We start from the raw sequence: 23,718 nt of genomic DNA, 5'->3' as shown, positions 1-23,718 counted from the left end.
AATTGACACTCCAAGGCAATAAACTCAGCTGGCAGCTAGTGCTTTTTATAGCGCTCTAAAATCTCCAATAGGCGGTCACAGGCTCTTCCAATGTGCTGTTGGGGTGCGGTAGAGATACCAAGCAGCAATCCTGACCGTGCTGACGCCGGGGAGGCATACCATGCCGACAGCGGTGCAGGAGCCAGGCCATATGCCAATGTTTCCCGTACCAGAGAAATATCGTCGGTTCCGTCTGGCAAATACAATAGTGCGGCTAGCCCTGCGGTTGCAACATCGATACCGTTGACCCGCGGTTCCAGATAATTCTGCAAGGCATCTTGTTGTGCTGAATAAAGCCGTTTAGTACGTCGAAGATGTCGAATGTAATGACCATCTCGCATGAATTCTGCAGTTGCCAACTGCACGGCCGGGATAGGTGCAGGCGCAAGACATGCTGCAACTTCTGCGAATCGTGATGCAATGGATGGAGGCGACACGATGAATCCCAAACGCAATGTGGGCGTGATGGTTTTACTGAACGAGCCAATATGGATGACGCGTCCTGCGCGATCGAGTGAAGCAAGCGCAGGTGCGGCCCGGGCGCTCAGTTGCAATTCACTCAAATAATCGTCTTCAATCACCCACTGCTCTTTTTGCGCGGCCCAATCCAATAATTGCAATCGTCTTGCCAGTGACATGGTCATACCCAGCGGTGCCTGTTGGCCAGGAGTAACGACACAAAGGGCCGCATCCGCTGCGGTACGCATCCCATAGTCGATATCGATGCCCTCCTCGTCTACCGGTATGGGCGCCAGCGACAAACCAGCCAAACCTAGTCCATGCTTTGTAATAGGAAAACTGGGATCTTCTACCCAAGCCTTCTGTCCTTGCAGCCCGAGCACACGCATCGTCAATCCAAGCCCGCTACTAAATCCTCCTGTAATGAAGATTTGTGAAGGGGAACATTCCAGACCGCGGGCAATAGTCAGATATGCAGCAATTTCGCGGCGCAGTTCAGGCTCACCGCGAGGATCGGGGTAAAGAGCAGCCTTACTGAGTTCTGCGCGAATGGCGTAGGAATGGATTCGTGTGAAGAGTTTCGCAGGCAGGGTCTCCTGTGCAGGGACGCCCATTTGGAATATCGCCGGTCCCGCCATGAGTTCCTGATACATATCCATAAAGGGTCCGTGATCAGGCGGTTCATCTCGCCCGCCAAGAATACGTGGCCGGTCAGCGACGCGGGTACCTGTTGCACGCGATGCTGTAATGAGTTGTGCATCCATCAGCCTTTCATAAGCCAATCTCACCGTTCCTCGAGCGACACCTAGTTGCGCCGCCAAATCCAACCAGGATGGTAGTCGAGCGCCAGGCAAGAGCACTCCGCCCTCAATTGCGGAAGTGATTCCCTTTCGAATTTGCTCTGCTAGCGACGTCTTGGCAGATCGGTCCAGTTCTATATTTAGCGGTTTGGTCATAGATGGTAGTGGTACATAAAAATAGTCAATTCTTGGTTCTTTAATTTGTACCATTTTGGGCTAAAAATGCATATCCCAATCCCTATATTTAAGGAGAGCTATCATGCAATTACGTTCACTATTCACTGCAATCCTGGCTGCAATCACGATCAATACCGTACTGCCAGCGGCCGCACATGAAGCTGGCGAAAAGGCCACGCCAAAATTCAATCAAGCAATCCCTAATATCCCCGGCAAATCGCTGATTGCGGTTGAGGTTAATTACGCGCCAGGCGCAGCCTCCCCATCCCACACGCATGCCAAATCTGCATTCATCTATGCCTATGTGGTGTCCGGTGCGATTGAATCGCAGGTCAACGACGGCCCCAAACGGATATATCACGCAGGCGAAAGTTTTCACGAGACGCCCGGTTCAACCCATGCCGTGAGTCGAAATGCAAGCAAAACCAAGCCGGCAAAACTTCTCGCCGTGTTTGTCGTGGATACGGACGACAAGCAACTTGTGACCCCCGTTAAATAAACCATTTGCCATTCAAGTCAAGGAAATCGAATGAGTAAACGTCTCGACTACAACCGGATTGCGCCAGCAGGAGTGCAGGCTCTTGGCGCAGTCTATGGCTACGTGATGCAAAGCGGCCTTCCTGCCGCTCTTATCGATCTGGTCTTTTTGCGCGTTTCGCAGATCAATAACTGCGCCTTTTGCCTGGACATGCATACGCGTGACCTATTGAAAAAGGGCCAGCCCATCGAGAAGCTCGCGCTGCTTCAAGCTTGGCCTGAAGCGGGAAATTTGTTCGATGCCCGCGAAAGAGCTGCCCTAGCATGGGCCGAAACGGTGACACGCGTCGCCGAAACGGGCGTACCTGACGATGCCTATCAGGCCGTGCGTACGGTTTTTGAGGAGCGCGAAATCGTCGATATGACGATCGCCATCGGCCTCATGAACGCATATAACCGCATGGCCATCAGCTTCCGGAATACACCCCAGGCCGCATTGGCGAATTGACAGGAGAAATTCATGAAAGTATTTGTCGCAGGCGCAACTGGCGCCATAGGGTTAAGTCGCATCGAATGCTGAGTATCGCGCTTCCCGCCCGGCGCCCCAGCTATGCGCCAAATGCAGAACCAAGGCTGCGATCATCATGGTTGGGTGTTTGACTTGCTTGAACTGCGGGGAAAGTAAGTGCGGTTGAGGTAGGTTAATTGCATAATAATTTAGCCATTATCATCATGATGGCTTTTTTATTTATGATTTTCAGCGCCAAGAGATCAGGGCGATATTTTTCTTCTTGAAAATTCTAACCGACCTTCTACTGCAACAGCTACATAGCTTCATTCTCAGATCCTTCTCCACGAAGCAATATGCTATGACGCTTTCAATTAATATCTGCAGTAAATTCATACGCTTTAATTGATCGGAGAAAATACCTGGTCTTTTTTGATAGTTTTTCTGTTTACATGTAAACAGAAAAACGTTAATTTACGCCTCAAACTAGGCGTGAGAATCTCGATGAAAGTAGCATCAGAAAAAAAAACGGTTGGTGCGCCGAGCCGTACCGAAAAAATAAGAGCCTCTCAAGCTGCCAGAAGAAAGCGCTTAGAAATCAAAACAATCACCGTCGAGGTTAATAAAGAAACGCACGGCAAAATCAAACAGCTCGCCGGTGAAAAACAAACGACAATACAAGATTTGCTTTCTTCAGCCCTGAACGCGATCGTTCAATCACCGGCCTCTGAAGTGGCCGCAGTGCGCCCGTGGGAAATTTTCACTCGGCCATCATCGGTTAACGCCGGTGGTAAGTTAACTCACGTCAGCCTTTTTTCGGGTTGCGGTGGGTTTGATTTAGGCTTTCACCAAGCAGGCTTCAAAACAGTATTTGCAAACGACATCAACGCAGATGCGTGCATGACGTATCGTCGAAACATCGGTGAGATTTACGATCAAGACATTAGAGAAATCCCCCCGCCTAAGTTAGGCGATCGTCCAGACGTTCTAACCGCGGGGTTTCCTTGCCAACCTTTCTCGAACGCCGGCTCTAGGCGTGGGCTTGAGGATGGCAGAGGAACCCTATATCAAACTGCCTTAGCTTTCGTTCGCGATCTGAAGCCAAAGTGTGTGGTTTTCGAAAACGTCCGTGGGTTACTCTCGTTCAAGAACGGCGAGAAGCTATTGATCCAGGAGATATGCGAAGAGCTTAACGCTTTAGGTTACAACGTTGTCTTCAGCCTAATTGATGCATCTCGTCACCATGTACCTCAAAAAAGGTTGCGAGTTCTAATCGTTGGCGTCGATAGGTCTCAAACTTCTGGGACTTTTTCGTTCCCGCATCCGATAGATAGACAGGATCTTAGTCTCAAGCATACTGTTTTGGACCTGAGCACTAGCGTTCCAAACCAAAATGAGCTCATGCAGTTGAACCCCCAGGCCCTACATATTGGTAGCATGGTCCCTGAAGGCGGCTCGTGGAAGGATATTCCGTATGAGAAACTTCCTGAGCGCCTCAAGAGAGTGTGGGACAACATAGAGCGCTATCGATGGCCAAATTTTTATCGAAGATTCCACCGCGACGAAATCGCGGGCACGATCACCGCAGCTTTTAAACCAGAGAACGCAGGTGTCTGGCACCCTACAGAGAAGCGTATATTCTCGGTGAGAGAAGTTGCTCGTATCCAAACGTTTCCTGACTGGTTCGTTTTTGAAGGAAAAACTGTAAAAACGAAATACCAACAAATCGGCAACGCGGTACCGCCGCGCCTAGCTTATGAAATCGCCACACAGATCAAGGCCGTACTAACGGGTCACAACTTGAGGGGTGAATCCGAATACATGTCTTTCGAGCAGTTCGTAAGCTCTGGAAAGCCACTACGCGCTCGTGACAGAGACATTATCTTTTCTGATGAGAAATCGATTTCAAGAACTAAGAAAAAGCGAGAGTAAAACAATGTCGAATTACCTTCGTCCCGAGTTTGTCTGTGACTGCTTCGAAAGGCTTTCTTCCCGGAACCAGACGGGGAAAACTCACTTGGAACGGACATCGGTATTAATGTATTTCTTATCATTCGATGCCGCGTGCAAGCACTTCACCGTTAGTAGCTTGGATCTCAACCCAGATACTTTCAATGGTAAAAATTTTCGAAAGCAAATCGAGCTTGAATTCACCCGGCTAGTTTTAGTTGCGAATACCCCAGAAGGCCTCAAACAGGTTATCGAGCTAGGTAAAATCACTGGCGGAGAAAAGAATCCAGAGAAAAGAATTTCCTCCAATTTCCTAACGGTGCCATTAAAAAAAGCATCAGGCCAGATCGAGAGCTACTTTTATCCCCGTAGACCCGCTGCACCCGTGCTTAAAATGGGACCAACAGCAACCGGAATGAAATGGGGTATTAGCTACCACGAGGACTGGATGTCGAATTTCCTTGTACTCCTCGCGGAGACGAAGAGCTCGACTGCCGCTTTGGACTTAGCCGTTTTTATATGCCGAGACTGTTCTTTTGAAGAGACCGCTGGAGGGCTAATTCCGGCCCTAAGCAAGCAATTGTACAAACGCTTCACCGCGGACATGGCGAACTTCTGGGTGTCGAGAATAGAGAAAGAAAAACTTTTGGCCCGACATATAAATACACCGTTCGTCGACAATCATTCTCCTTTCGCAAGTTGTTACAAGGAAAAACCGGCGCCCGCTAAATGCTACGATCAAATGAAGAAAGCAGACCTCATCAAGCGTATTCTCTATCTAGAATGTAAGTTGAATGCACTAGAGGCGACCGTTAAATAAGATTGGAACTAATTAACAATGACAACCCAGCCACCGTTTCTGTTAAACACCCCCAAACCTCAAGTCAAACAAAGGCTTTACAACGGGAGAAAGATCATTGTTTGGGAAGGGAAAATTAAAGTTTCATCGATTCAAGGCTGGGTAGATAACCCCAGAATCGAACTTGAGAAAAAGAAATTTCTATCCAAAGTCGGCGACAGAGAGCTCACTCAAGACGAAATATTCGATTTAATGAAAAACGACCCGGAGGTCAAATTAAAAGAACTTCGCGATGACATTTTAAAAAACGGCTTGCGTGAACCACTGACTTTGTCGTTCAAAGGTAAGCTCTTAGACGGGAACCGTAGATTCTTCGCCGTAAAGTACGCGCTGGAGAACATGCCATCGACTGACCCTAACCGTCAGGACCTCGAATCCATCGATGTTCACGTATTGTCAGAAGTAGCTACCGCTGAAGATGAACAGAACGTTCTCGTAGAAGAAAACTTCTCCGCTTCGCTTAAGATCGAGTGGCCCGATTACGTGAAAGCCGTGAAAGTGGTTGAAGCTCATGAAGACGGCTTCAAGCCCGAAGAGATTTCCAAAAAGTTCAGTTGGGCCAGATCGAAAATTAAGGAAACCTTAAGGATCCACGAAATAATCACCGAGTTCATAATGTTCGCGTCAACCCCGCGTGACATGAGTGATGAATTTGGCGGTGGTCTAGGTTTATCGGAACAAGAAGCAGAAACGATAGCGGCGAAAAATTATCAGTACTTCAACGAAGCCCAAAAATCGTTCTTCGAGCCGCTCAAGACAGATATCGACTTCAAAATTCAATTCTTTAGATGGATATACGAATCAAAGTTTTCGAGCTTTCCGGAAGTCAGAGTCGCATACAAGGCGTGGCAACATCCCGAAGCCAAAGCCGCGCTGTTACAAATCGACCCTGCGGCCGCGAAGTCTGCCAAAGCCATTCTCGACTATAACGCTAGAGTTGTGAAAAGTGCGGACGAAGCGGTGGGTAGAATCGACACGTTCGTGAAATTTCTACACGGAATGACTGCCGCAGATATCAAACAGATTCCCGTCAACTCTCGTAATAACCTTGAGTCAGCGCTGGAACTTGTCATTAGATTGAGCAAAGCTGCGTCAGAGTGACGATTATGAAAGTTAGGGTCGCAGATGAGAGCGTCTATGTCGAGTGTTCGGGGATCCAGCTTCTAAAGCTTAAGGCCCAGCTCTCTCAACGTATCGGTTCTCGTGTTAAATCAGGAAAAGATTTCGTCTCTTTCCCTTTACCTTCTCTTTCCGCTGTTTCAGACCTTCTTGGGCAAGGCGAGCTCGATGAACTAACTGCGGACACTCTGGCTAAATTCAACGGACATGAGGCAGCTAGAGCAAAAGCGCTAAACATCATCGAGAGCAACGAGCACTCCTCTTTATCTGGCGACTGGAATAACATTCTAGAGCCTGCGCAGGCCTCTGCTGTCGCAGCGATGAAGCTTCCCGGGCTCTTGGGACTTTGCTTGTTCGACGAGCAGGGTAGTGGCAAAACCGTGATGACCATCGCCGCGTTCGACGAGCTCAGAAAGCTCTCCGAAATCGATGCGATGATCGTTGTGTGTCCTAAAAGTATGGTTAGCGAATGGCCGAAAGACATCGCTCGGTTCCTCGGGTCTGAGTGCAGAGTCGCAACGGCAGAAGGCAACCGTCGGCAGAAGTACGAAGCTGCGCTACGTGACTTCGATGTTCTCGTGTCGAACTACGAAAGCGTTGAGACGATGTTAAGCTCTCTGGTAGGGAGTGCATCTTCTAGCCGCTACCTACTTGTCGTCGACGAATCGTACTACTTAAAGAATGGCGAATCATTTCGCTCTGAAACTGTTGGAAAATTAAGAGCGAAATGCCAACGGTGCTTCGTCCTATGTGGTACTCCTGCGCCGAACTCCGCGCACGACCTTGTCAACCAGTTCGATTTGGCGGACCTCGGGTTCACCTTTGGTGGATTTAAAAAATCTAAGGACCCGGCGGACGATTGGGACAAAATTGCGTCTTTAGTGGACACGAAAGGCGTTTTCATTCGCCGGCTTAAACCAGAAATTCTGCAGCATGTACCCGAGAAAAACTTCCACGTTCTCAGGATCGAGCTGAGTGGTAAACAAGCCTTGATGTACGACAAGGCGCGCACCGAATTGGAATTAGAACTTAAACATCTGAACAACGAGACTTTTAAGAAAAGTCTGGCGACGTATTTTCAGCGGAGAGCTGCGCTGATGCAGATATGTGCTTGTCCTAGCGCTATTGACCCGACTTTCTCAGACACTCCAGCGAAATATGCTGTACTCGACAAACTCCTTGGGGACTTGATTTCTCAAGGAAGGAAAGTCATCGTCTGGTCTTTTTATAAAAAAAGTTTGGACGAAATCGCGAATCGATACACGCGCTTTAACCCGGTCAGAGTTGATGGGTCCGTCCTCTCGTCGGACAGACGAGAAGCAGTTCTATCTTTCCAAGAAAACCCTGGAACAATGCTGTTTATCGGCAATCCTGCAGCCGCCGGCGCCGGTATAACATTGCACGCCTCTTACGATGCCGTGTATTTGTCCTATTCTAACCAAGCAGCGCACTACCTACAGTCGTTAGATAGGATTCATAGACGAGGGCAGGTTGCGGCAGAGGTCAACTATTACCTTTTAATCTGCAAAGACACAGTGGAAGAAACTGAGGTGGTTAGGTTAAGAGGGAAAGAAGTTCGCCAACACGATTTGCTGGGCGACCATATCCCTTGGCCAACGTCTCTCGATGACGCGTTAGCAGAACTAGCCCCTCATGCTTGACCTAGCCTGGGTTATCAATAGCGATAAAGGCGCTTTCTTCGGGAACGCAGGAGTTTCTGCCAGCTACATTCTCCCCAATAATGAAATTACCTTAGAGCCGAAGAGCCTAGCTGGTAGGCGGCTTTGGGTCGTGCTGCGAGGTCCCGAAAACAGGCTCTTTCTAGTCGTAAGAATAAAGAAGATCGAGCAGATAATCGAAGGCTATCACTCCGGCGACTATTTGCTTACGCCAGAGATCACAGCATCGCTAAGACTCGCGACAGACTATTCAGGCGCAGCGAAATACAGAGCGCCCCAGACACGCCAGCTGTCGTTAGGCGTATCTGAGCTAGACGTTGCCGCATTTGATTCACTCAGGGCACTCGTCAGAAACTCCGTGCAAACTAAATTACTCCCGCCAGACAATAGATCGCTTTCACAAATCAATCTCCAGCTGCTACCTCACAACAGACTTCGTATGGCTCAGAGCGCTCTGCGAGCCGTCATATCTGGCCTAACTTTAAATCAGGTTTGGGCGAAAGGTAACGGCGAGAAATTGGGCGCTTATTCGAATTACGCTTACGCTCTACTCCTCGAGCGAATCGGATCACCTCTCAGCCCCGACACCATCGAGGCCTTAAAAGCTTCAGATCCCCTTTCTTTGATGCTCGCTGAAATGGCGTTAGACCACGAAACAGATGCGCACGCAGCACCCTCGAGAGCGCCGTCTGTAGACGTTGAGTTCACTGAAATCGACCCAGATAAAATTTATGCGAGGAAATTTATCTCCGTAGACAGCAAATTCCGTGACCTGGAAGAAACGCTCAACAAAACGGAACATGCGGAGAAGGTTCACCAGGCGATGTTGAAGGACATCTCTAGCTATCTTCTAACCAAGGGTGTCGTTCCTTATGAAAGCGGCTCTATCGATCTGATGTTCAGGTCCGGCAGCAAACTGAACGTGTTCGAAATCAAAAGCTCCAACGCTGGCAACTTACTGGCTCAGGCTGCGAAGGGGGCTTTTCAATTAGCCTGTTATCTAAACGAACTCATCAAAGACTATGGGAACTTAGAAGCTCGTTTAGTTCTTCACGAAACAGGGTGCCGCGAGATTCAAAGTTACGCCATCGAGGTGCTCACGAAACTAGGTATACAAGCCCTTATATATGACCCAGCACAGCCGTGGCCTAAAAGGCTCCATGGGCTGCAGCTGTAATTAACGCTGGCGTAAACATCACGTTTGCCTGCCCATGACTTCAGTAAAGAAATCTTCACCGCCAAAAACGAAAGCTCCGCGCAGCGTGTTCGAGGTCGCCGCCGCGCTCAAGTCTCGCTATCACGATTTCGATCACTACAACCTCGACGACCCTCTCGACGAACTCATGTTCATCGTTTGTAGCACGAAAACCACAGAACCGAGCTATCTAGCTTCTTACCAAGCATTGAAATCCGTGTTCCCCAGTGGGCAATGTCTACTCGATGCGACTGAGCCAGAAATTGCGGCGACCATCGCTAGCGGAGGGCTATCCAATACGAAAGCCAAGGCGATAAAAGCGATATTGAGCATTGTTGCTACCCGGTTCGGGGCCCCGACTTTAGAAGTTTTACATCAAATGTCAGACGCTGAAATCGAGAGATTCCTCACCACGTTGCCCACCGTTGGCAGAAAAGTCGCCCGCTGCGTAATGATGTACAGTCTGGGCCGTAATGTCTTTCCAGTAGACACCCACTGTTGGCGTATCGCACGGAGGCTCGGGTGGATTCGACCAACGCAGAAAGGCGGTCATTGCTCACCTCGAGATATGGACCGCCTCCAATCCAAGATCCCTGCCGAACTCCGCTTCTCGTTACATGTAAATTTTGTCTCCCTAGGTAGAGAGATTTGCAATGCGAGAAAGCCTAAATGCGACATTTGCCCGATCGCAGCATGGTGCAAGAAAATAGGTGTGCTTAGAACAAAACAAAAGTAATTTATTAAGTACCCACTATGCGGGCACCGGCTGCATGGAGAATAGTTACCTACATGTGTGTGAAGGCCGGCTATAGCGTTGTCTCGATCGCCCCCGATAGTCAGTCTGGGGGCGTAGCCCCTCCGCCCGCAACATAGTACCAGCATGATTCCATGCGAACTGCCACCCACTATTACGACTTGAAAGATCGTCGAGGGGGTTTTTACCGCCCCGGAGCGTTGGCTGAACGCGCCTCGCTGTGAATTTTTCTTCGATATTGGTGGCAATGTGCTCACCAGCACGATGGCGGCCACTTCAAATGGGGTCATATCCCATTTATTCGATGTTCAGTAGAGATTTCACGAACCGCGTACAAAGATGCTAGTACGCGGAAGTGCTACAAAGAGCCCCTCAACCAAAAGGGTTATCGTCGATTAGCCTGCTGTAGGACTTTTATATCTGGATAACCAATGAGCATATGGTGGTGGCAGTACCCAGGCCGGACTCTTTTCAAATAAATGGGGTCAGACCCCATTTATTCGTCAATTTCGCCGAAAGCCGTCTCTATAGTCCCGTGGGGACACACCAATTCGTTTTATAAAAGTTATACGCATTCGTTCCGCACTGGTGAAGCCACTTTCAAAGGCTACCGTTTTAAACGGCAAAGAAGAGCTTTCCAATAATCGCCTGGCGGTATCGATTCTCGCCCTTTCGATAAATTCGTGCGGTGTCAGTTGCGTGGCCTGAACAAACATACGGGCAAAGTTGCGAGGGCTCATGCCGGCGACTTTTGCCAGTCGGTCAACCGTAAACTGTTCCTGGATGTTGTTTAGTACAAAATTCTGGACTTCGGAAAGGGGTGAGTTCTCATCACCTGTCAACGTCAGATAAGGGCTGAACTGCGATTGCCCGCCTCGTCGTTGCACAAAGACAACCAGTCTCTTGGCGACCGCCAGTGCCACTTGTGATCCGTGGTCCTCTGCGACGAGCGCCAGCGCCGCATCAATGCCCGCTGTAACGCCAGCGGAAGTCAGCAAATGTCCATCGCGAATGTAAATGCTGTCGAGTTCCACCTTGCTGTCGATGAATCGTTGAGCCAGCAGTGAGGCATTCTGCCAATGGGTGGTGACCCGTTTACCTCTGATCAATCCCGCATGGCCCAGTACAAAGGCACCCGTGCAGATTGAACCATATCGCTTGCAAAGCGGCGCTGTTGAAGTGATCCAGCCGACAAGGCTGTGAAGCGGATCTGTAAAAGGCAGTTGTGGCCCGCCGGGGACCAGTGCGGTATCGAATGCCTTGACTGAATCTTTAAAACATTGATCCGCGATCAACTGCATTCCGTTTGAAGCTCTTACCGGTTCCAGGCCTTCAGCAACCAGCAGTAACTGATAGCGATCTTCAGCCGCAAGAAACTGATTCGCTTCAGCAAAAACATCTTGTGGGCCAGCAACATCCAGGGCTTGAACGTCAGGAAAAATGGCAATCGCGATTGTTCTCATATCGTCTCAAGAGAGGCTTGGCAGCATTGATGGTATGGATGGCAGAGAAGGTGGGATGAATCGAGTTGTTCCGAATAGTAAGCGCTCCTAAAGTGATTTCCGTCACCTCAAGGTTCTGAAGCCTTGCAGGATTCGTTCATCAAGCATTCGGAGATTATATGAGCATTACTATTGCCGGCATCCAGATTCCAGATAGTCCCATGGCGAAAGCCGCCACTGAATTGGTAAGGGACACGGAGACAGAACTGTTGTTTAACCATTCATCACGTGTATTTTTGTTTGGCGCCTTGACGGGTAAACGCAAGAAATTGGATTTCGATCCTGAGTTGCTTTATATCGGCGCGATGTTCCATGACATGGGTTTGGTCGCTTCCTATAGCAGCAAGGAGGATCGGTTTGAGGTGGATGGTGCCAATGCGGCGAAGGCTTTCTTGAAAAGCTACAGCATCCCAGAGCAGGATATCGAGCAGGTATGGGATTCCATCGCATTGCATACCACGCCGGGTATCCCCCAGCATAAAAAACCTGTCGTTTCCCTGGTCACTGCCGGGGTAGAAATGGATGTACTTGGAATGGCTTATGAGTTGTTCAACGCTGAGGATCGAGAGGCTGTAGTACAGGCCCATCCTAGAGAAGCCAATTTCAAGGAAGGCATCATCGATGCCTTCGCGAAAGGGACCATGCATAAACCTGAAACCACATTCGGCAATGTAAAAGCGGATGTATTGGCTTTGAAGGCGCCCAATTACAAAAGAATAAACTTTTGCAGCTTGATTCTGGGTTCTGCATGGAATGACGGATGCCAGTCAGCCAATTGTCCAGTGCATGGAAAATAACAATAAATGGGGTCAGCCCCCATTTATTCGATATTTAGTTGTGGTTTCAAAGGCCCGCGTACCCAAGATGCCAGGTACGCGGCTGCAAATAGGCGCCCTCAACCAAAAGAGTTATCGTCAATTAGCCTGCTGTAGGACTTTTATATCTGGATAACCAATGAGCATACGGTGGGGGCAGTACCCAGGCCGGGCTCTTTTTACCTAGTTCCTTTGCAGCTTGATATGGCCAATTGGGATTCTCCAGATGGGCTCGTCCGATCATCGCCAAATCCAGCTGTTCGTTGCGTATGGCTTGATCGGCAAGCTTTGGCGCGCCAAAGCCCCATGCAGAAGACACTGGCATCTGAACCTCATTCCGGACTCGCTGGGCGATAGGTGCCATGAATGCTGGCCCCCATGGGATATTGGTGTCTGGGATGGTGAATCCAACGCTGACACTTAGCATGTCTAGCCCGAGCTTGCGCCACTCTTTAACCAATTGAATGGATTCGCTCAGTGTATCCTCGTCTTTGCCATCGAATTCCACAACGCCGAATCGAGCGGTTAACGGCAGACTCTCCGGCCAAACATCCCTGACTGCCGAAAGCGTCTCATGTGTGAATCGGGCTCTGTTCTCATAGCTGCCGCCGTATTCATCCGTGCGAAGGTTAGCGTGAGGCGAAGTAAAGCTCTGAGCCAAATATCCATGTGCAAAGTGCAGTTCCAGCCATTCAAACCCGGCCTCGCGGGCACGGCGTGTCGCTGCAACAAACTCACTTTTCACTCGTTTGATGTCATCAATCGTCATCTCAGTCGGTACACGAGGAAGGCCGCCACCAAATGCGATGGCTGACGGTCCAATTGGTTGCCATGCACGTGCATCATCCGCAGAGATATGGTCGTCGCCTTCCCATGGCACATTGGCACTCGCCTTACGTCCAGCGTGCGCGATCTGGATGCCTGGTACGGCACCGGCAGCCTTGATTGCGGCTGCTATTTCACGCAGCCGTTCAGCCTGAGCATCATTCCATATGCCCAGACAGTGCGGCGTGATGCGTCCGTCCGGTGCCACTGCTGTCGCCTCCACGATTACCAGGCCACTTCCACCACGCGCCAGATTCGCATAATGCGCTCTGTGCCAGTCATTCACGAGGCCATCGTCGGCCATGTACTGGCACATCGGAGGGATCGCAATTCGGTTTTTTAATGTGACATCCTTTAATTGAAAGGAAGAAAATAGATCTGCCATGGTGAACCTCTTGATCAATGTTCAGGGATAGCTTGCCAATAAAGTAAGCCGCTTAATTCTGTTGTTCGAATATAATCGAACTATAGGATGATATCAAGCCTTGTGATAAATTTTGCACATGCGACAAATCAAACACCCGACCATCGAGCAGGTAGAACTGACGGACATCATGTATGCCCTTGCGGACCCTACGCGTCTGGAAATTGTTGCGCGCCTTGCCAAGGCAGGAAGAAAAATGACATGTGGGGAATTCGATCTGAATCGTCCGAAATCAAGCATGTCACATCACTTCAAGATACTGCGAAGCGCGGGGCTTGTTGAGACTGTGATTGACGGTACTGAGCACATGAATTCCTTGAGGATCGAGGAAATCGAGCGGAAGTATCCCGGTGTTCTACAGTCTGTACTCAAGGCAACTACAGCCATTGATTTCGATATCTTCAGACAGCCACCCAGATAACACGGATAAATGGGGTCAGGCCCTATTTATCCGTGTTATCTCAATAAACTGTTCCTGCCACGAAGAGCATTGGCAAGATTTCCAATTCTGCTTGTGCGGAAACCGGCGCAAACGGTGAAACTTACCTATTAATCTGATTTCAAAGTAAATTATTGAGATAGAAAGTCGGGGGAAGCTGTGCTCGACACCGCCCGAATAACCCGGACATGCTTACCAAGTTGCCCGCGATTCAAGACTCCATGACAGAGATATGCATGGCACGGCCCTTCACCACACAACAAAGATTTCGGGCAAGGGCAGCGTACAGGAGGCCCACATGAAACCGTTCAGTTCCTTCGCAGCCGTGGTGTTCGGGCTGATCGCGCTGATGCAGTTGCTACGCCTGGCCTTGGGGTGGTCAGTCGTTATCAACGGCGTCAATATTCCTCTGTGGGCAAGCGCGGTCGCATGCCTGGTAGCGGCAGGGCTTGCGGTTATGGTTTGGCGGGAAACGCACCCATGAGATTGCGGCCTATCCTTTCCATCAAGCGCGCCATTAGTCACACCATAGCTACACCGTCTTCGCCGACTCAGGCAGTATTTTTGATACAGGCCCCAAGGAGACCATCATGAAACTGTTAAAACATCTGCTTATCTGTTTTTCGCTCGCGATACCTACAAGTTCTGCTCTAGCCGCCGATGCTGCGGCTGACGGGTCGATCACGATCACCTCCCCTGCCGATGGCGTTGTGCTGAAAAGCGCTATGGGAAACAAAGTGGATTTTGATGTGCATTTGAGCGCAAAAGATAATCACGTCCATATCTATGTGGACAACCAGAAACCCATCGTTTACCAGGATGTTGGCCGCTGTCCTTGCAGTGTGGATTTACCTGATTTGACCCCAGGCAAGCATACCATCGCTGTTAAAGAGGCGACTTCGAGCCATGCCTTGACTGGGATTCAAAGTATTGTGACGGTTACGGTCAAATAAGCCGGGTAATTGCAGAACCTTCAGAACTCGCTACTTTAAGAGTGCCTCAAGTCTCATCCTTCTTGACGACCTTGAGCGGCGTTTTTTTCTGGTGCCCGGCCGGCTCCTGCTTTTGTTGGGCGAGATCCAGGGTCAGCACATCCAGGCGGTTCAAATTGATCGAATCGCGGATCACGGCGGCGAACATTTCGCCAACTGACACATCGCAGCCGGTATCGAGGAAATGCTTGAAGTAGATCAGCGTGATCCTGGCCCAGGCTTGTGGGCTGAGCTGACAGATGAATTCGTTACGAAATGATTTTCTGGCGCTGGCGAAACACTCATCGACCAGCCGCGGAGCGCCTTCCTGCAATTCGGGCCAGCGTAGCGCCAGATAGGCAACAGTCTGATCGCGCAAGCTATCGATGTCCATGGGCCACCCCCACTGTCTCAGAGCCACGATGTCTGTCCCATCCACTTTAACACCCGGCAGCACCCCAAGACAAAGTGGCAAAAAGGGCAACTTCGCAATATCCAACCGGAAACAGCTCCGGCTTGACGGCCTGTTAGGGCTTGAACAGATCGTCGAGCGGGTTCTTGCCGCCTGGGGCGCTGGCTGAAACGCGCCTGGCGGTGAATTCTTCTTCGATATTGTCGCGGTAAAAGCTCCACTGCGAGCCGGAGTTTTGAAACCGGTGCCACAGGGCTTCGGCGATACCGCTGTATTCCAGGGCGCTGCCGTCATCCATCTGCACACGCAGGGTGCGGGTTTTTGCATCGTATCCGATGCCGCGGAGTTTTCCGGCGCTGACCTTGATCATTTCCATAACGATTGCCATCCTTGAGTTACCACATTCATGGGGTCAAACCGCATGGGTGGGCCGACCCGATCAGCCCACCCATCATCTTTACAGCACTACCGCCAGCACCAGGGGCACCACCAGAATCGCGGCGATGTTGCCCACCAGCACGATGGCCGCCACTTCATGCGGAGCCTGCTGATAGCGCTCAGCGAATATGTAGTTGATCACTGCCGGCGGCAGGGCGCCGAAGATGATCAGCATGGCTTTCTCCTGCCCTTGCAGTCCGAGCAGCAGCGCAAGCAGCCAACTGAGCAGAATGCCCGCCGCCGGTCGGGCAAGCGCGCCGATGATGCCAACCCGCAGGTCGTGGTTAACGTGCGATTGGGCGATACGAACACCCAGCGCGAACAGCGCCAGCGGAATCGAGACATCACCCAGCATCTTGATCGCCAGTTGCAGCGGCGGCCACAGCGAAAAACCGAAAATGCTCACGGCCAGCCCGGCCACAGCGGCGAGAATGACCGGCGAGCGCCAGAAACTCCACCACCGGGCATGGTGATCGAGCAGCCAGATGCCGAACGAGAATTGCAGAAAGTTGATAACGAGAAACATCACCACCGCCCCCGGCAGGCCCTCCGGCCCAAACGCCAGCAGCGCGAGCGGCAGGCCCAGATTGCCGCAGTTGTTGAACATCATGGTGATCACCAGCACCTTGGGCGCAATGCCCAGACGCGGGGCAAGCATATGGCCGATAATCCCCGAGCCAACGGCCATCAGGAAAGCGCCCAGCGCCAGGTTCCAGTGGCCCGCGAGCGTGAAGGATTTATCCGCCAGCGCGGAGAATACCAGCGCCGGGATGAAGATCGCCATGTTGAGCTGGTTGGCCCCGCCCATCTCCACACCGCGCCGTTTGCCATAGGCCCAGCCGACGAGCGCGATGGCCAGTATCGGAAATACGATGGAGAAAATTCGCAGCAGAGTGACGGGTTCGTTCAATGGGTTATCCGGCGCGCCAAATTAAAGCATGGTAACCAATCGTGCCAGCGAGCAGAAGTGAAAAGTCAGTAACGGCGTGGATTGGGTAGTCTTGTGGCTCCCATTTTGTAGGGTATCGCCAATCTTGCCCAACTGACCCAGGTCGCTGTAGAATGAGAATCATTCTTGATTAAATCACCTGGGCGCCAACATGCCTGCTGGGGAGACGACGATACATGGCGGTGGGTGAAACCACATTGCATCAGGCAGTGCATACCCTATACAGCGCTCATCACGGGTGGTTGCTGAATTTGCTCAGCCGGAAGACAGGGTGCGTCGCACATGCAGCCGATCTCACCCAGGATACGTTTGTGCGCATAATGCTCAAGCCCGAGCTGGAAGCATTGCGTGAACCTCGCGCCTTTCTTGCTACCGTTGCCAATGGCATTCTGGTCAACTGGTATCGCCGGCAAACGCTCGAGCGCGCCTACCTTGAAGCGCTTGCGCAGCTTCCGGAGCCGGAAACCCCCGCCCCGGAGCAGCGTCTGGCGCTCCTCGAAACCCTGTACGAAATCGATGCCGCACTGGATAGCTTGCCCGCCAAGGCCAAGCATGCCTTTCTGTTGTCGCAAATCGAAGGACGCCGATACTCCGAGATCGCACGACTACTGGAAGTCTCCGAGATCACGGTCAAACGCTATATGAAACAGGCTTTCCGTCTTTGCCTGGAAATAAACGGCTGGCAATGAGAGGCGCCATGGATACGCACATCAGCCCGGATATCCTGGATGAAGCCGCAGACTGGCTCATGCGACTCAATGCCGGCTTGAGTGAGGGAGAACGCGATGAGCTGAATCGCTGGCGAAACCGCAGCGCCGCGCATGCTCAAGCATGGCAGAGAGCCGAGCGGTTATTGCATAAACTCGATGGCCTCCCACCGCAGATTTCCATGCCGGTGCTGAACCGGCCATCGGATCCCAAGCGACGTGCCGCACTTAAACATCTTCTGGTTGTACTGGGCAGCGTGCCATTGGGATGGGCAGCTTTCGAGATTTCCGAAAAACAGGGCTGGGTCGCGGATTTCCGCACGGCCAAGGGCGAATGGCGAGAGTTTCGTCTGACCGACGGCAGTCACATCACACTCAATACGGATACCGCAGTCGATACCTATTTCGATGAGCAGCGGCGGCTTATTGTGCTCCGTCGCGGGGAAATCCTGATTGAGACAGCCAAGGACGCCTATACACCCGCCAGGGCTTTCATGATCGAAACGGATGAAGGACGCTTGCAGGCCCTGGGCACACGTTTCGATGTCAGACGGGATAATGAAGGCAGGACGCTGATCGCGGTATTCGAAGGCGCGGTTCGTGTGACTCCGAATTCAGGCGAAGCTGTCACATTGGACGCCGGCGAGCAATGCATCATGACGCCAACGGGCGTCATCGACCGCAAAACTGCCGACCTGGCGGCGGCCGCCTGGACACAAGGCATGCTTGTGGCAGATGGAATGCGCCTTCGCGATTTTGCGCAAGAGATGACGCGTTATCGTAAAGGGCTGCTACGCGTGGACCCTGCAGTGGCTGACCTTAAAATTTCCGGGGCGTATCCGCTGGATAAACCGGAGCACGTGATGACAATGCTCTCTTCAACCTATCCCGTGGAGGCAAAGGCCGCCATGTTGGGCTACGTGATTACTCTCGTTCCTCGCCAGTGATACTTTTTTTATTTTCGATTGGCATATGAGTTAGGAGCCTCATATACAACCGAAAGGATTTTGGATGCAACGCCACGCCACTCCGCGCAAGCTTTCTCGCGCTATTCAAGCGGCCCTGCTCAGTCTGACTTTAACGGCCACTTTCATTACTGATGCTTCTGCGGCTGAAAGTGCCTTAAACAGTCCCGCCACCCGCTCTTATCAGATTCCAGCCGGCCCGCTTGGCCGGAGCCTTGTCAATGTAGCGGCCGGCGCAGGGATCGCGCTTTCCTTCGATCCAGCCTTGACCGAAGGACGCTCAAATCCAGCCCTGACGGGTAACTATACGGTTCGCGAGGCCCTGCACAGGCTGCTGACCGAGAGTGAACTCGAACTGGTGGCCAAGACCGACGGTAGCTATACCTTGAGAAAAGCGGCACCTGCACCCGTGACCAGCCAACAAACGGAAGCAGCCACCACATTGGCAGAAGTCGAAGTGGCGGCCAGCGCGGAACTACCGGGCGATCGCCCTAAAGCCTACGCCGGCGGCCAAGTGGCGCGCGGAGGGCGCGTGGGCGTGCTCGGCGACAAGGACGCGATGGACACGCCGTTCAGTATCACGGCTTACACGCAGCAGCTCATACAGGATCAGCAGGCGAGCACCCTGGCGGACGTGATCGCCAACGAACCTTCCATGCGCTCCACCAATCCCAGAGGCGGCCGCTTCGACCAGTTCAGCATTCGCGGTTTCCGGCTGGTCAATAGCGAAGTGGCGATGAATGGCCTCTTCGGCCTGGTGCCCACCTACAGTACGCCGGTTGAAGGTGCCGAGCGCGTCGAGATTCTCAAGGGGCCGAATGCCTTGCTCAATGGCATGGCTCCGAGCGGCGCGGTGGGAGGTACGGTCAACATGGTTACCAAACGCGCGACGGACGAGCCGGTGACTCAACTGACCGCATCCTACGGCAATGAAGCGCAAGGAGGCGTGCATCTGGACGTGGGGCGCCGATTCGGTGCCGACCATCAGTTCGGGGCACGCGTGAATCTGGTACACCAGGATGGCGATACCTCGTTTTCGGACCAAACGCTGGAACGCAGCCTGGCGACCCTGGGACTGGACTTCCGCGGCGAGCGCCTGCGCCTCAGCGGCGACCTCCAGCATCAGGAGCGCAGAGGAACGGCACCGATGGAGCGCGTGCGAATACTGCCGGGGGCAGCGATACCTGATGCCGACAAAATCGACAGCAATTTCGCGCAAGACTGGACCTATGCCAATTCCCGGGACACCATGGCCAGCGCGCGGGGCGAATTCGACCTGACCGAAAACATCACCACTTATGCCGCCTTTGGCGCGCGGCGCGGGCAATACGATTTCATGCGGATCAATCCTGTGGAAGTGAACTCCGCCGGCAATTTCTCCGCCAGGGCAGACAAGTTCCTCCGGGAGGAAAATGCCGTGTCTGGCGAAGCCGGCATTCGTGCTGCCAATTTCACGACCGGCCCGATTCGGCATCAGCTGAATCTGGGAGTTAATATGCTCAAGTTCGAGTTCGGTAATGCCAGATTGCGGGGCGCGACTATCTCTTCCAATATCTACAATCCTGTTGATCGCCCGGAACCCGTCATTACGCTGTCGGACTCGGTGCCGCGAACCGGCGAAACCGAACTCACCAGCGTGGCACTGACCGACACCCTCTCCTGGCTGGACGATCGTTTTCAGCTGACGCTGGGTGCTCGACAGCAGCGCGCTGTGGTGAAGTCCTATGCCGAGAACGGCACGAAAACTTCGGAATACGACAAGAACGCCTTGACGCCGGCCGTTGCGTTGCTGGTCAAGGCAAACGACCGCGTATCGCTGTACGGCAACTATATTGAAGCACTTTCCCAAGGCCCCACTGCGCCGCTTGGCGCGGAAAACGAAGGTCAGGTGTTTGCACCCAGCAAGACACGGCAAGTGGAAGCCGGAATCAAGTTCGATGGGGGCAGGATCGCCTCCACACTGAGCATTTTCAGGATCGAGGAGCCGAGTGGTTTCACGAATGCAGCCACTAACGTATTTGGCGTCGACGGCGAACAACGAAATACCGGCATGGAGTGGAATGTGTTTGGAGCGCCCACGGCGAATACGCGCGTGCTGGGCGGCCTCATGTGGCTGGATGGCGAATTGACCAAAACCAGGGATGGCGCCTTTGATGGCAATACGGCCATAGGCGTGGCGCGCCTGAACGCGAATCTCGGCGGCGAGTGGGATACGCCATTCCTGCCCGGATTGACCCTGACCGCCCGGGTGATCTATACCAGCGACCAGTATCTGGACCAGGCCAACACTCAGGAGATACCCGACTGGACGCGTGTGGATATCGGGGCGCGCTACGTGTTCACACAAGGAGACAAGACCGTCACCCTGCGCGCCAATGTCGACAATCTGTTTGACAAGCGATACTGGGAGAGCGCCACGGAATTCGGCATGTCCTTCGGCGCGCCTCGCACCGCTATCGTTTCCGCCACGATAGACTTCTGATGCCGCATGCCACAGGGCGCAGCTTGCGCATGCGCCCCCTTCTTCTCATTGCACACCGCTACCTCGGCCTGACGATCGCCTTGTTCCTGCTCGTTGCCGGTGCAACCGGCGCGCTGCTCGCGTTCTACTATGAGATCGATCAAGCGCTGAATCCTCGCTTGTTCAAGATACTGCCGAGTACCGCACCGTCGCTGCAACTGCAGGAAGTTGTCTCTATCGTCACACGGTCTTATCCGGAATCGCGCATTCGCGTCGTCAGCCTGAAACGTGACTTCGATCAGAGCTTGCGCGTGTCGTTGACGCCAAGAATCGACCCTGCAACCGGCAAGCCATATCCGCAGAAAGTAAGTGATATATATCTCAACCCCCATACCGGCGAGATTCTCGGCGAGCGTAATCGGGATGCCTTCAAATTCGACCGCCTGCATATCATGCCCTTCATCTACAAACTGCATTATTCCCTGCATCTTCCGGGACGCTGGGGAGAATGGCTGTTCGGGATTGCCGCAATGCTCTGGATGACGGGAACGCTGATTGGCTTCTACCTTACGCTACCTGCCGGGCGTCACGGCAAGCAAAGTGGCGCAACATCCTTGCAAAAACCCCGCCGCTCCTGGTTGGGGCGATGGCGGCCGGCCTGGAAGATCAAGTCGGGCGCAAGCGCTACGCGTCTTAACTTTGATCTGCATCGTGCCGGAGGGTTGTGGCTGTCGGGGGTGATGCTGATCGTGGCGATGAGCGGTGTTGCACTCACATTGGGCAATGAGGTTTTCCGGCCGGTTGTAGGGTGGTTCGGCAATATCACCCAGGATCGACTAGAGGTGCGCACCGATCCGGAAGCGCTGCCGCAAATTACCTATGACCGTGCAATATCGCTGGCGACAGCCGTATTGCCCGCCCAGATGCGCGGGATGCGTCCGGTGTCAGTGCGTCATTTACCAGCCCAACGTACATACGCGGTGTTTTTTGCTTATCCGGGCTTTCGTGAAGAAGCTTTCAATGTCGGCCTGGAAAGACTCTATATCGACAGCAGCACTGGCCATTTGATTTCGCATGTGAGTTATTTGAACGGTACGGCCGCGGACCAATTCCTCGGCATGCAATTTTCCCTGCATACCGGGCAAATGCTCGGGTTGCCCGGACGTGTGCTGATCGGGCTTTCGGGTATCGTTATTGTCGCTCTGGTGCTGACAGGTATCGCCATCTGGTTGCGAAAAATGAAACCGCGCTAAATCTACTGGATTATGTGCTTTTAATCGCTTTATCGAATTATTTGAAATCCGCTGTCTCTAATCAAACAAGCCACATTCAAGACTTTCAAGAAACAACCATGCCGTAAACGGATTGTGCGAGCCAACCAGTCGCGTGCAGATATTTGCTGCATTCGACTTCATAGAACACGGATACGATGAATCAATCAAATTGGTACGAAGTGTTCATTATGACGGCAGCGGTGTTATTTTGCGTGATACTGCTGCTATCGATCGTCATTTGGTCAATCCGGCGTCATCGCGATCCCAAACTGCACATTGAAAGCGATTCGTCGATCGATGTGCTGGTTCCTTCCATCGCCGGTCTCACACTCAGCACTGCCGTTGCCGGCAATTCAGTGGAAGTCCTGGAGAACGGCGCTTTCTTCGAAGTTCTGCTGCAGCGCATTCGATCTGCTGAAAAGTCTGTCCATTTCGAAACGTTTTTGTGGAAGGAAGGAATTCTCGGTCAGCGCATGGCAGATGCGCTGACCGAGCGGGCGCGGGCGGGCAAACAGGTGCGTGTGCTGCTTGATGCAACGGGTTCGAGAAGAATAGGCAAGGAAGCTACGCGCCAGATGGAGGAAGCCGGATGCCGCGTCGTGTTTTTCCATGAAACGCGGCTCCGTAACCTCGGCGTGCTGAACGACCGCGATCATCGCAAACTGGTCGTCATCGACGGCCGCGAAGCTTTCGTGGGCGGCCATTGCATCGTGGATAGTTGGCTGGGGGACGCGCAGGACAATGAGCACTTCGCCGATATCAGCCTCAGGCTGCAAGGCCCCATCGTCCACAGTGTGCAATCCGCGTTCAGTGAAAACTGGGCGGGTGAAACAGGGGAACTGTTCGTCGGCGACGATGTATTTCCGGCCCTGGCGCCAGCCGGCGATGTGGTGATCCACGCGGCCTATGCGAAGCCCGAAGGCTCGGCGCCTGCCGTGAAAATACTTCACCATACGGCCATCTGCCTCGCCCGCAAGCGCATCTGGATTCAGAACCCCTATTTCATACCCGAGCCGGATGCGATCGACGCCTTCGGAGAAGCCGTTGCACGCGGTGTCGATGTACGCGTGATGATGCCTTCGACTTCGGGTTCCGATAATCCCATGGTGCAACACGCCGGGCATCGCAACTTTGAAAAGCTTTTGCGTTGCGGCGTGCGGCTGTTCGAGTATCCCCACACGCTACTGCACCAGAAAGTAATGACCGTCGATGGCGTGTGGACCGCAATCGGTTCAAGCAACTTCGATGACCGTTCTTTCGAGACCAATGACGAGATCACGCTCGGGATTCTGGACTCGGCAACGGCACAGCGGCTCGACGCCGTCTTTGAGAAGTACGCACCGCTTTGCAGGGAAATTGAGCTTGAGAAATGGCGCAAGCGCGGGGCGTGGCACAAGCTGAAAGACAATGCTTTCTATTTGCTGAATGAAATCCTTTGACGGGATTCTCTTTGCGCATATCTCATAGCAGCCAGCGCCCAGTGCACGGTGACCTGGCTGTCGGCCAGCGGAGGTAACGCA

General features: G+C 52.6%; 23 protein-coding genes and 1 pseudogene. 18 read left to right on the top strand and 6 right to left on the bottom strand.

Annotation, left to right across the window (positions count from 1 at the left end):
- Window positions 1-35: 35 nt before the first annotated feature.
- The gene (locus tag A7976_RS10985) at window positions 36-1,454 is read right to left on the bottom strand and encodes a PLP-dependent aminotransferase family protein (protein ID WP_067111509.1); all 1,419 of its coding nucleotides are present in this window, start codon (window positions 1,452-1,454) and stop codon (window positions 36-38) included.
- 103 nt (window positions 1,455-1,557) lie between these two features.
- On the opposite strand from A7976_RS10985, the gene A7976_RS10980 reads away from it, so the two are divergent.
- The 9 genes and pseudogenes from A7976_RS10980 (at window position 1,558) to nth (ending at window position 9,998) form a co-directional block, all read left to right on the top strand.
- Window positions 1,558-1,974, top strand: coding sequence for a cupin domain-containing protein (locus A7976_RS10980; RefSeq protein WP_067111506.1), 417 nt, complete (start codon window positions 1,558-1,560; stop codon window positions 1,972-1,974).
- A 30-nt stretch (window positions 1,975-2,004) separates the two neighbouring features.
- Window positions 2,005-2,460, top strand: a complete 456-nt coding sequence (locus A7976_RS10975) for a carboxymuconolactone decarboxylase family protein (RefSeq protein WP_067111504.1) — start codon at window positions 2,005-2,007, stop codon at window positions 2,458-2,460.
- 97 nt (window positions 2,461-2,557) lie between these two features.
- Window positions 2,558-2,647, top strand: a pseudogene (locus A7976_RS15360) (NrdJb); the annotation flags it as partial.
- Window positions 2,648-2,964: 317 nt separating this feature from the next.
- Window positions 2,965-4,392 carry a DNA cytosine methyltransferase gene (locus tag A7976_RS10970; RefSeq protein WP_067111501.1) on the top strand — a complete coding sequence of 476 codons (1,428 nt, stop codon included), beginning with the start codon at window positions 2,965-2,967 and terminating at the stop codon, window positions 4,390-4,392.
- Between the two features lie 85 nt (window positions 4,393-4,477).
- Entirely contained in the window at window positions 4,478-5,230 is a 753-nt protein-coding gene (locus tag A7976_RS10965; RefSeq protein WP_131801021.1) for a hypothetical protein, read from the top strand.
- An 18-nt stretch (window positions 5,231-5,248) separates the two neighbouring features.
- Complete coding sequence (locus A7976_RS10960; RefSeq protein ID WP_067111495.1) at window positions 5,249-6,370, top strand: ParB/RepB/Spo0J family partition protein; 1,122 nt, start codon at window positions 5,249-5,251, stop codon at window positions 6,368-6,370.
- Between the two features lie 5 nt (window positions 6,371-6,375).
- Window positions 6,376-8,049 (top strand): DEAD/DEAH box helicase, encoded by a 1,674-nt coding sequence (locus tag A7976_RS10955; RefSeq protein ID WP_240483865.1) that lies wholly within the window; start codon window positions 6,376-6,378, stop codon window positions 8,047-8,049.
- Window positions 8,042-9,244 (top strand): hypothetical protein, encoded by a 1,203-nt coding sequence (locus tag A7976_RS10950; protein WP_067111489.1) that lies wholly within the window; start codon window positions 8,042-8,044, stop codon window positions 9,242-9,244. The genes A7976_RS10955 and A7976_RS10950 overlap by 8 nt, the downstream gene beginning before the upstream one ends.
- A gap of 34 nt (window positions 9,245-9,278) precedes the next feature.
- The gene (nth, locus tag A7976_RS15480) at window positions 9,279-9,998 is read left to right on the top strand and encodes a hypothetical protein (RefSeq protein WP_067111486.1); all 720 of its coding nucleotides are present in this window, start codon (window positions 9,279-9,281) and stop codon (window positions 9,996-9,998) included.
- A gap of 521 nt (window positions 9,999-10,519) precedes the next feature.
- Here nth and A7976_RS10940 read toward each other — a convergent pair.
- A complete protein-coding gene (locus tag A7976_RS10940; protein WP_067111483.1) occupies window positions 10,520-11,479 on the bottom strand; it encodes a GlxA family transcriptional regulator in 960 nt (319 codons plus the stop codon).
- A 158-nt stretch (window positions 11,480-11,637) separates the two neighbouring features.
- Here A7976_RS10940 and A7976_RS10935 point away from each other — a divergent pair, with 158 nt between their 5' ends.
- Window positions 11,638-12,315 (top strand): HD domain-containing protein, encoded by a 678-nt coding sequence (locus tag A7976_RS10935; protein WP_067111481.1) that lies wholly within the window; start codon window positions 11,638-11,640, stop codon window positions 12,313-12,315.
- Window positions 12,316-12,436: 121 nt separating this feature from the next.
- Here A7976_RS10935 and A7976_RS10930 read toward each other — a convergent pair whose 3' ends face one another.
- A complete protein-coding gene (locus tag A7976_RS10930) occupies window positions 12,437-13,543 on the bottom strand; it encodes an NADH:flavin oxidoreductase/NADH oxidase (protein ID WP_067111478.1) in 1,107 nt (368 codons plus the stop codon).
- A gap of 118 nt (window positions 13,544-13,661) precedes the next feature.
- Between A7976_RS10930 and A7976_RS10925 the strand changes: the two genes are divergently transcribed.
- The 3 genes from A7976_RS10925 to A7976_RS10915 all read left to right on the top strand — a co-directional run bounded on the left by A7976_RS10925 (window position 13,662) and on the right by A7976_RS10915 (window position 14,974).
- Window positions 13,662-14,003 (top strand): helix-turn-helix transcriptional regulator, encoded by a 342-nt coding sequence (locus tag A7976_RS10925; protein WP_067111475.1) that lies wholly within the window; start codon window positions 13,662-13,664, stop codon window positions 14,001-14,003.
- Window positions 14,004-14,319: 316 nt separating this feature from the next.
- Window positions 14,320-14,505, top strand: coding sequence for a hypothetical protein (locus A7976_RS10920; protein ID WP_067111472.1), 186 nt, complete (start codon window positions 14,320-14,322; stop codon window positions 14,503-14,505).
- A 106-nt stretch (window positions 14,506-14,611) separates the two neighbouring features.
- Complete coding sequence (locus A7976_RS10915) at window positions 14,612-14,974, top strand: Ig-like domain-containing protein (RefSeq protein ID WP_067111469.1); 363 nt, start codon at window positions 14,612-14,614, stop codon at window positions 14,972-14,974.
- A 46-nt stretch (window positions 14,975-15,020) separates the two neighbouring features.
- Here A7976_RS10915 and A7976_RS10910 read toward each other — a convergent pair whose 3' ends face one another.
- From A7976_RS10910 to A7976_RS10900, 3 genes are all read right to left on the bottom strand, one after another.
- Window positions 15,021-15,386 (bottom strand): hypothetical protein, encoded by a 366-nt coding sequence (locus A7976_RS10910; RefSeq protein ID WP_067111457.1) that lies wholly within the window; start codon window positions 15,384-15,386, stop codon window positions 15,021-15,023.
- A 133-nt stretch (window positions 15,387-15,519) separates the two neighbouring features.
- On the bottom strand, window positions 15,520-15,780 hold the full coding sequence (locus A7976_RS10905; RefSeq protein WP_067111453.1) for a KTSC domain-containing protein: 261 nt from the start codon (window positions 15,778-15,780) through the stop codon (window positions 15,520-15,522).
- A gap of 81 nt (window positions 15,781-15,861) precedes the next feature.
- Complete coding sequence (locus A7976_RS10900) at window positions 15,862-16,752, bottom strand: AEC family transporter (protein WP_205633501.1); 891 nt, start codon at window positions 16,750-16,752, stop codon at window positions 15,862-15,864.
- A 215-nt stretch (window positions 16,753-16,967) separates the two neighbouring features.
- On the opposite strand from A7976_RS10900, the gene A7976_RS10895 reads away from it, so the two are divergent.
- The 5 genes from A7976_RS10895 to A7976_RS10875 all read left to right on the top strand — a co-directional run bounded on the left by A7976_RS10895 (window position 16,968) and on the right by A7976_RS10875 (window position 23,637).
- Complete coding sequence (locus A7976_RS10895) at window positions 16,968-17,480, top strand: sigma-70 family RNA polymerase sigma factor (protein WP_067111450.1); 513 nt, start codon at window positions 16,968-16,970, stop codon at window positions 17,478-17,480.
- A gap of 8 nt (window positions 17,481-17,488) precedes the next feature.
- On the top strand, window positions 17,489-18,445 hold the full coding sequence (locus tag A7976_RS10890) for a FecR domain-containing protein (RefSeq protein ID WP_205633500.1): 957 nt from the start codon (window positions 17,489-17,491) through the stop codon (window positions 18,443-18,445).
- A 64-nt stretch (window positions 18,446-18,509) separates the two neighbouring features.
- Entirely contained in the window at window positions 18,510-20,945 is a 2,436-nt protein-coding gene (locus A7976_RS10885; RefSeq protein WP_067111444.1) for a TonB-dependent receptor, read from the top strand.
- A gap of 29 nt (window positions 20,946-20,974) precedes the next feature.
- The gene (locus tag A7976_RS10880; protein WP_067112035.1) at window positions 20,975-22,177 is read left to right on the top strand and encodes a PepSY domain-containing protein; all 1,203 of its coding nucleotides are present in this window, start codon (window positions 20,975-20,977) and stop codon (window positions 22,175-22,177) included.
- Between the two features lie 176 nt (window positions 22,178-22,353).
- Window positions 22,354-23,637 (top strand): phosphatidylserine/phosphatidylglycerophosphate/cardiolipin synthase family protein, encoded by a 1,284-nt coding sequence (locus tag A7976_RS10875; RefSeq protein WP_067111441.1) that lies wholly within the window; start codon window positions 22,354-22,356, stop codon window positions 23,635-23,637.
- The last annotated feature ends 81 nt before the right edge of the window (window positions 23,638-23,718 follow it).

Origin of the sequence: Methylobacillus sp. MM3 (genome assembly GCF_001645185.1) — a bacterium.
GTDB lineage: Bacteria > Pseudomonadota > Gammaproteobacteria > Burkholderiales > Methylophilaceae > MM2.
The sequence above is the reverse complement of the archived record's forward strand: the minus strand, read 5'-3'. Positions and strand labels throughout refer to the sequence as shown.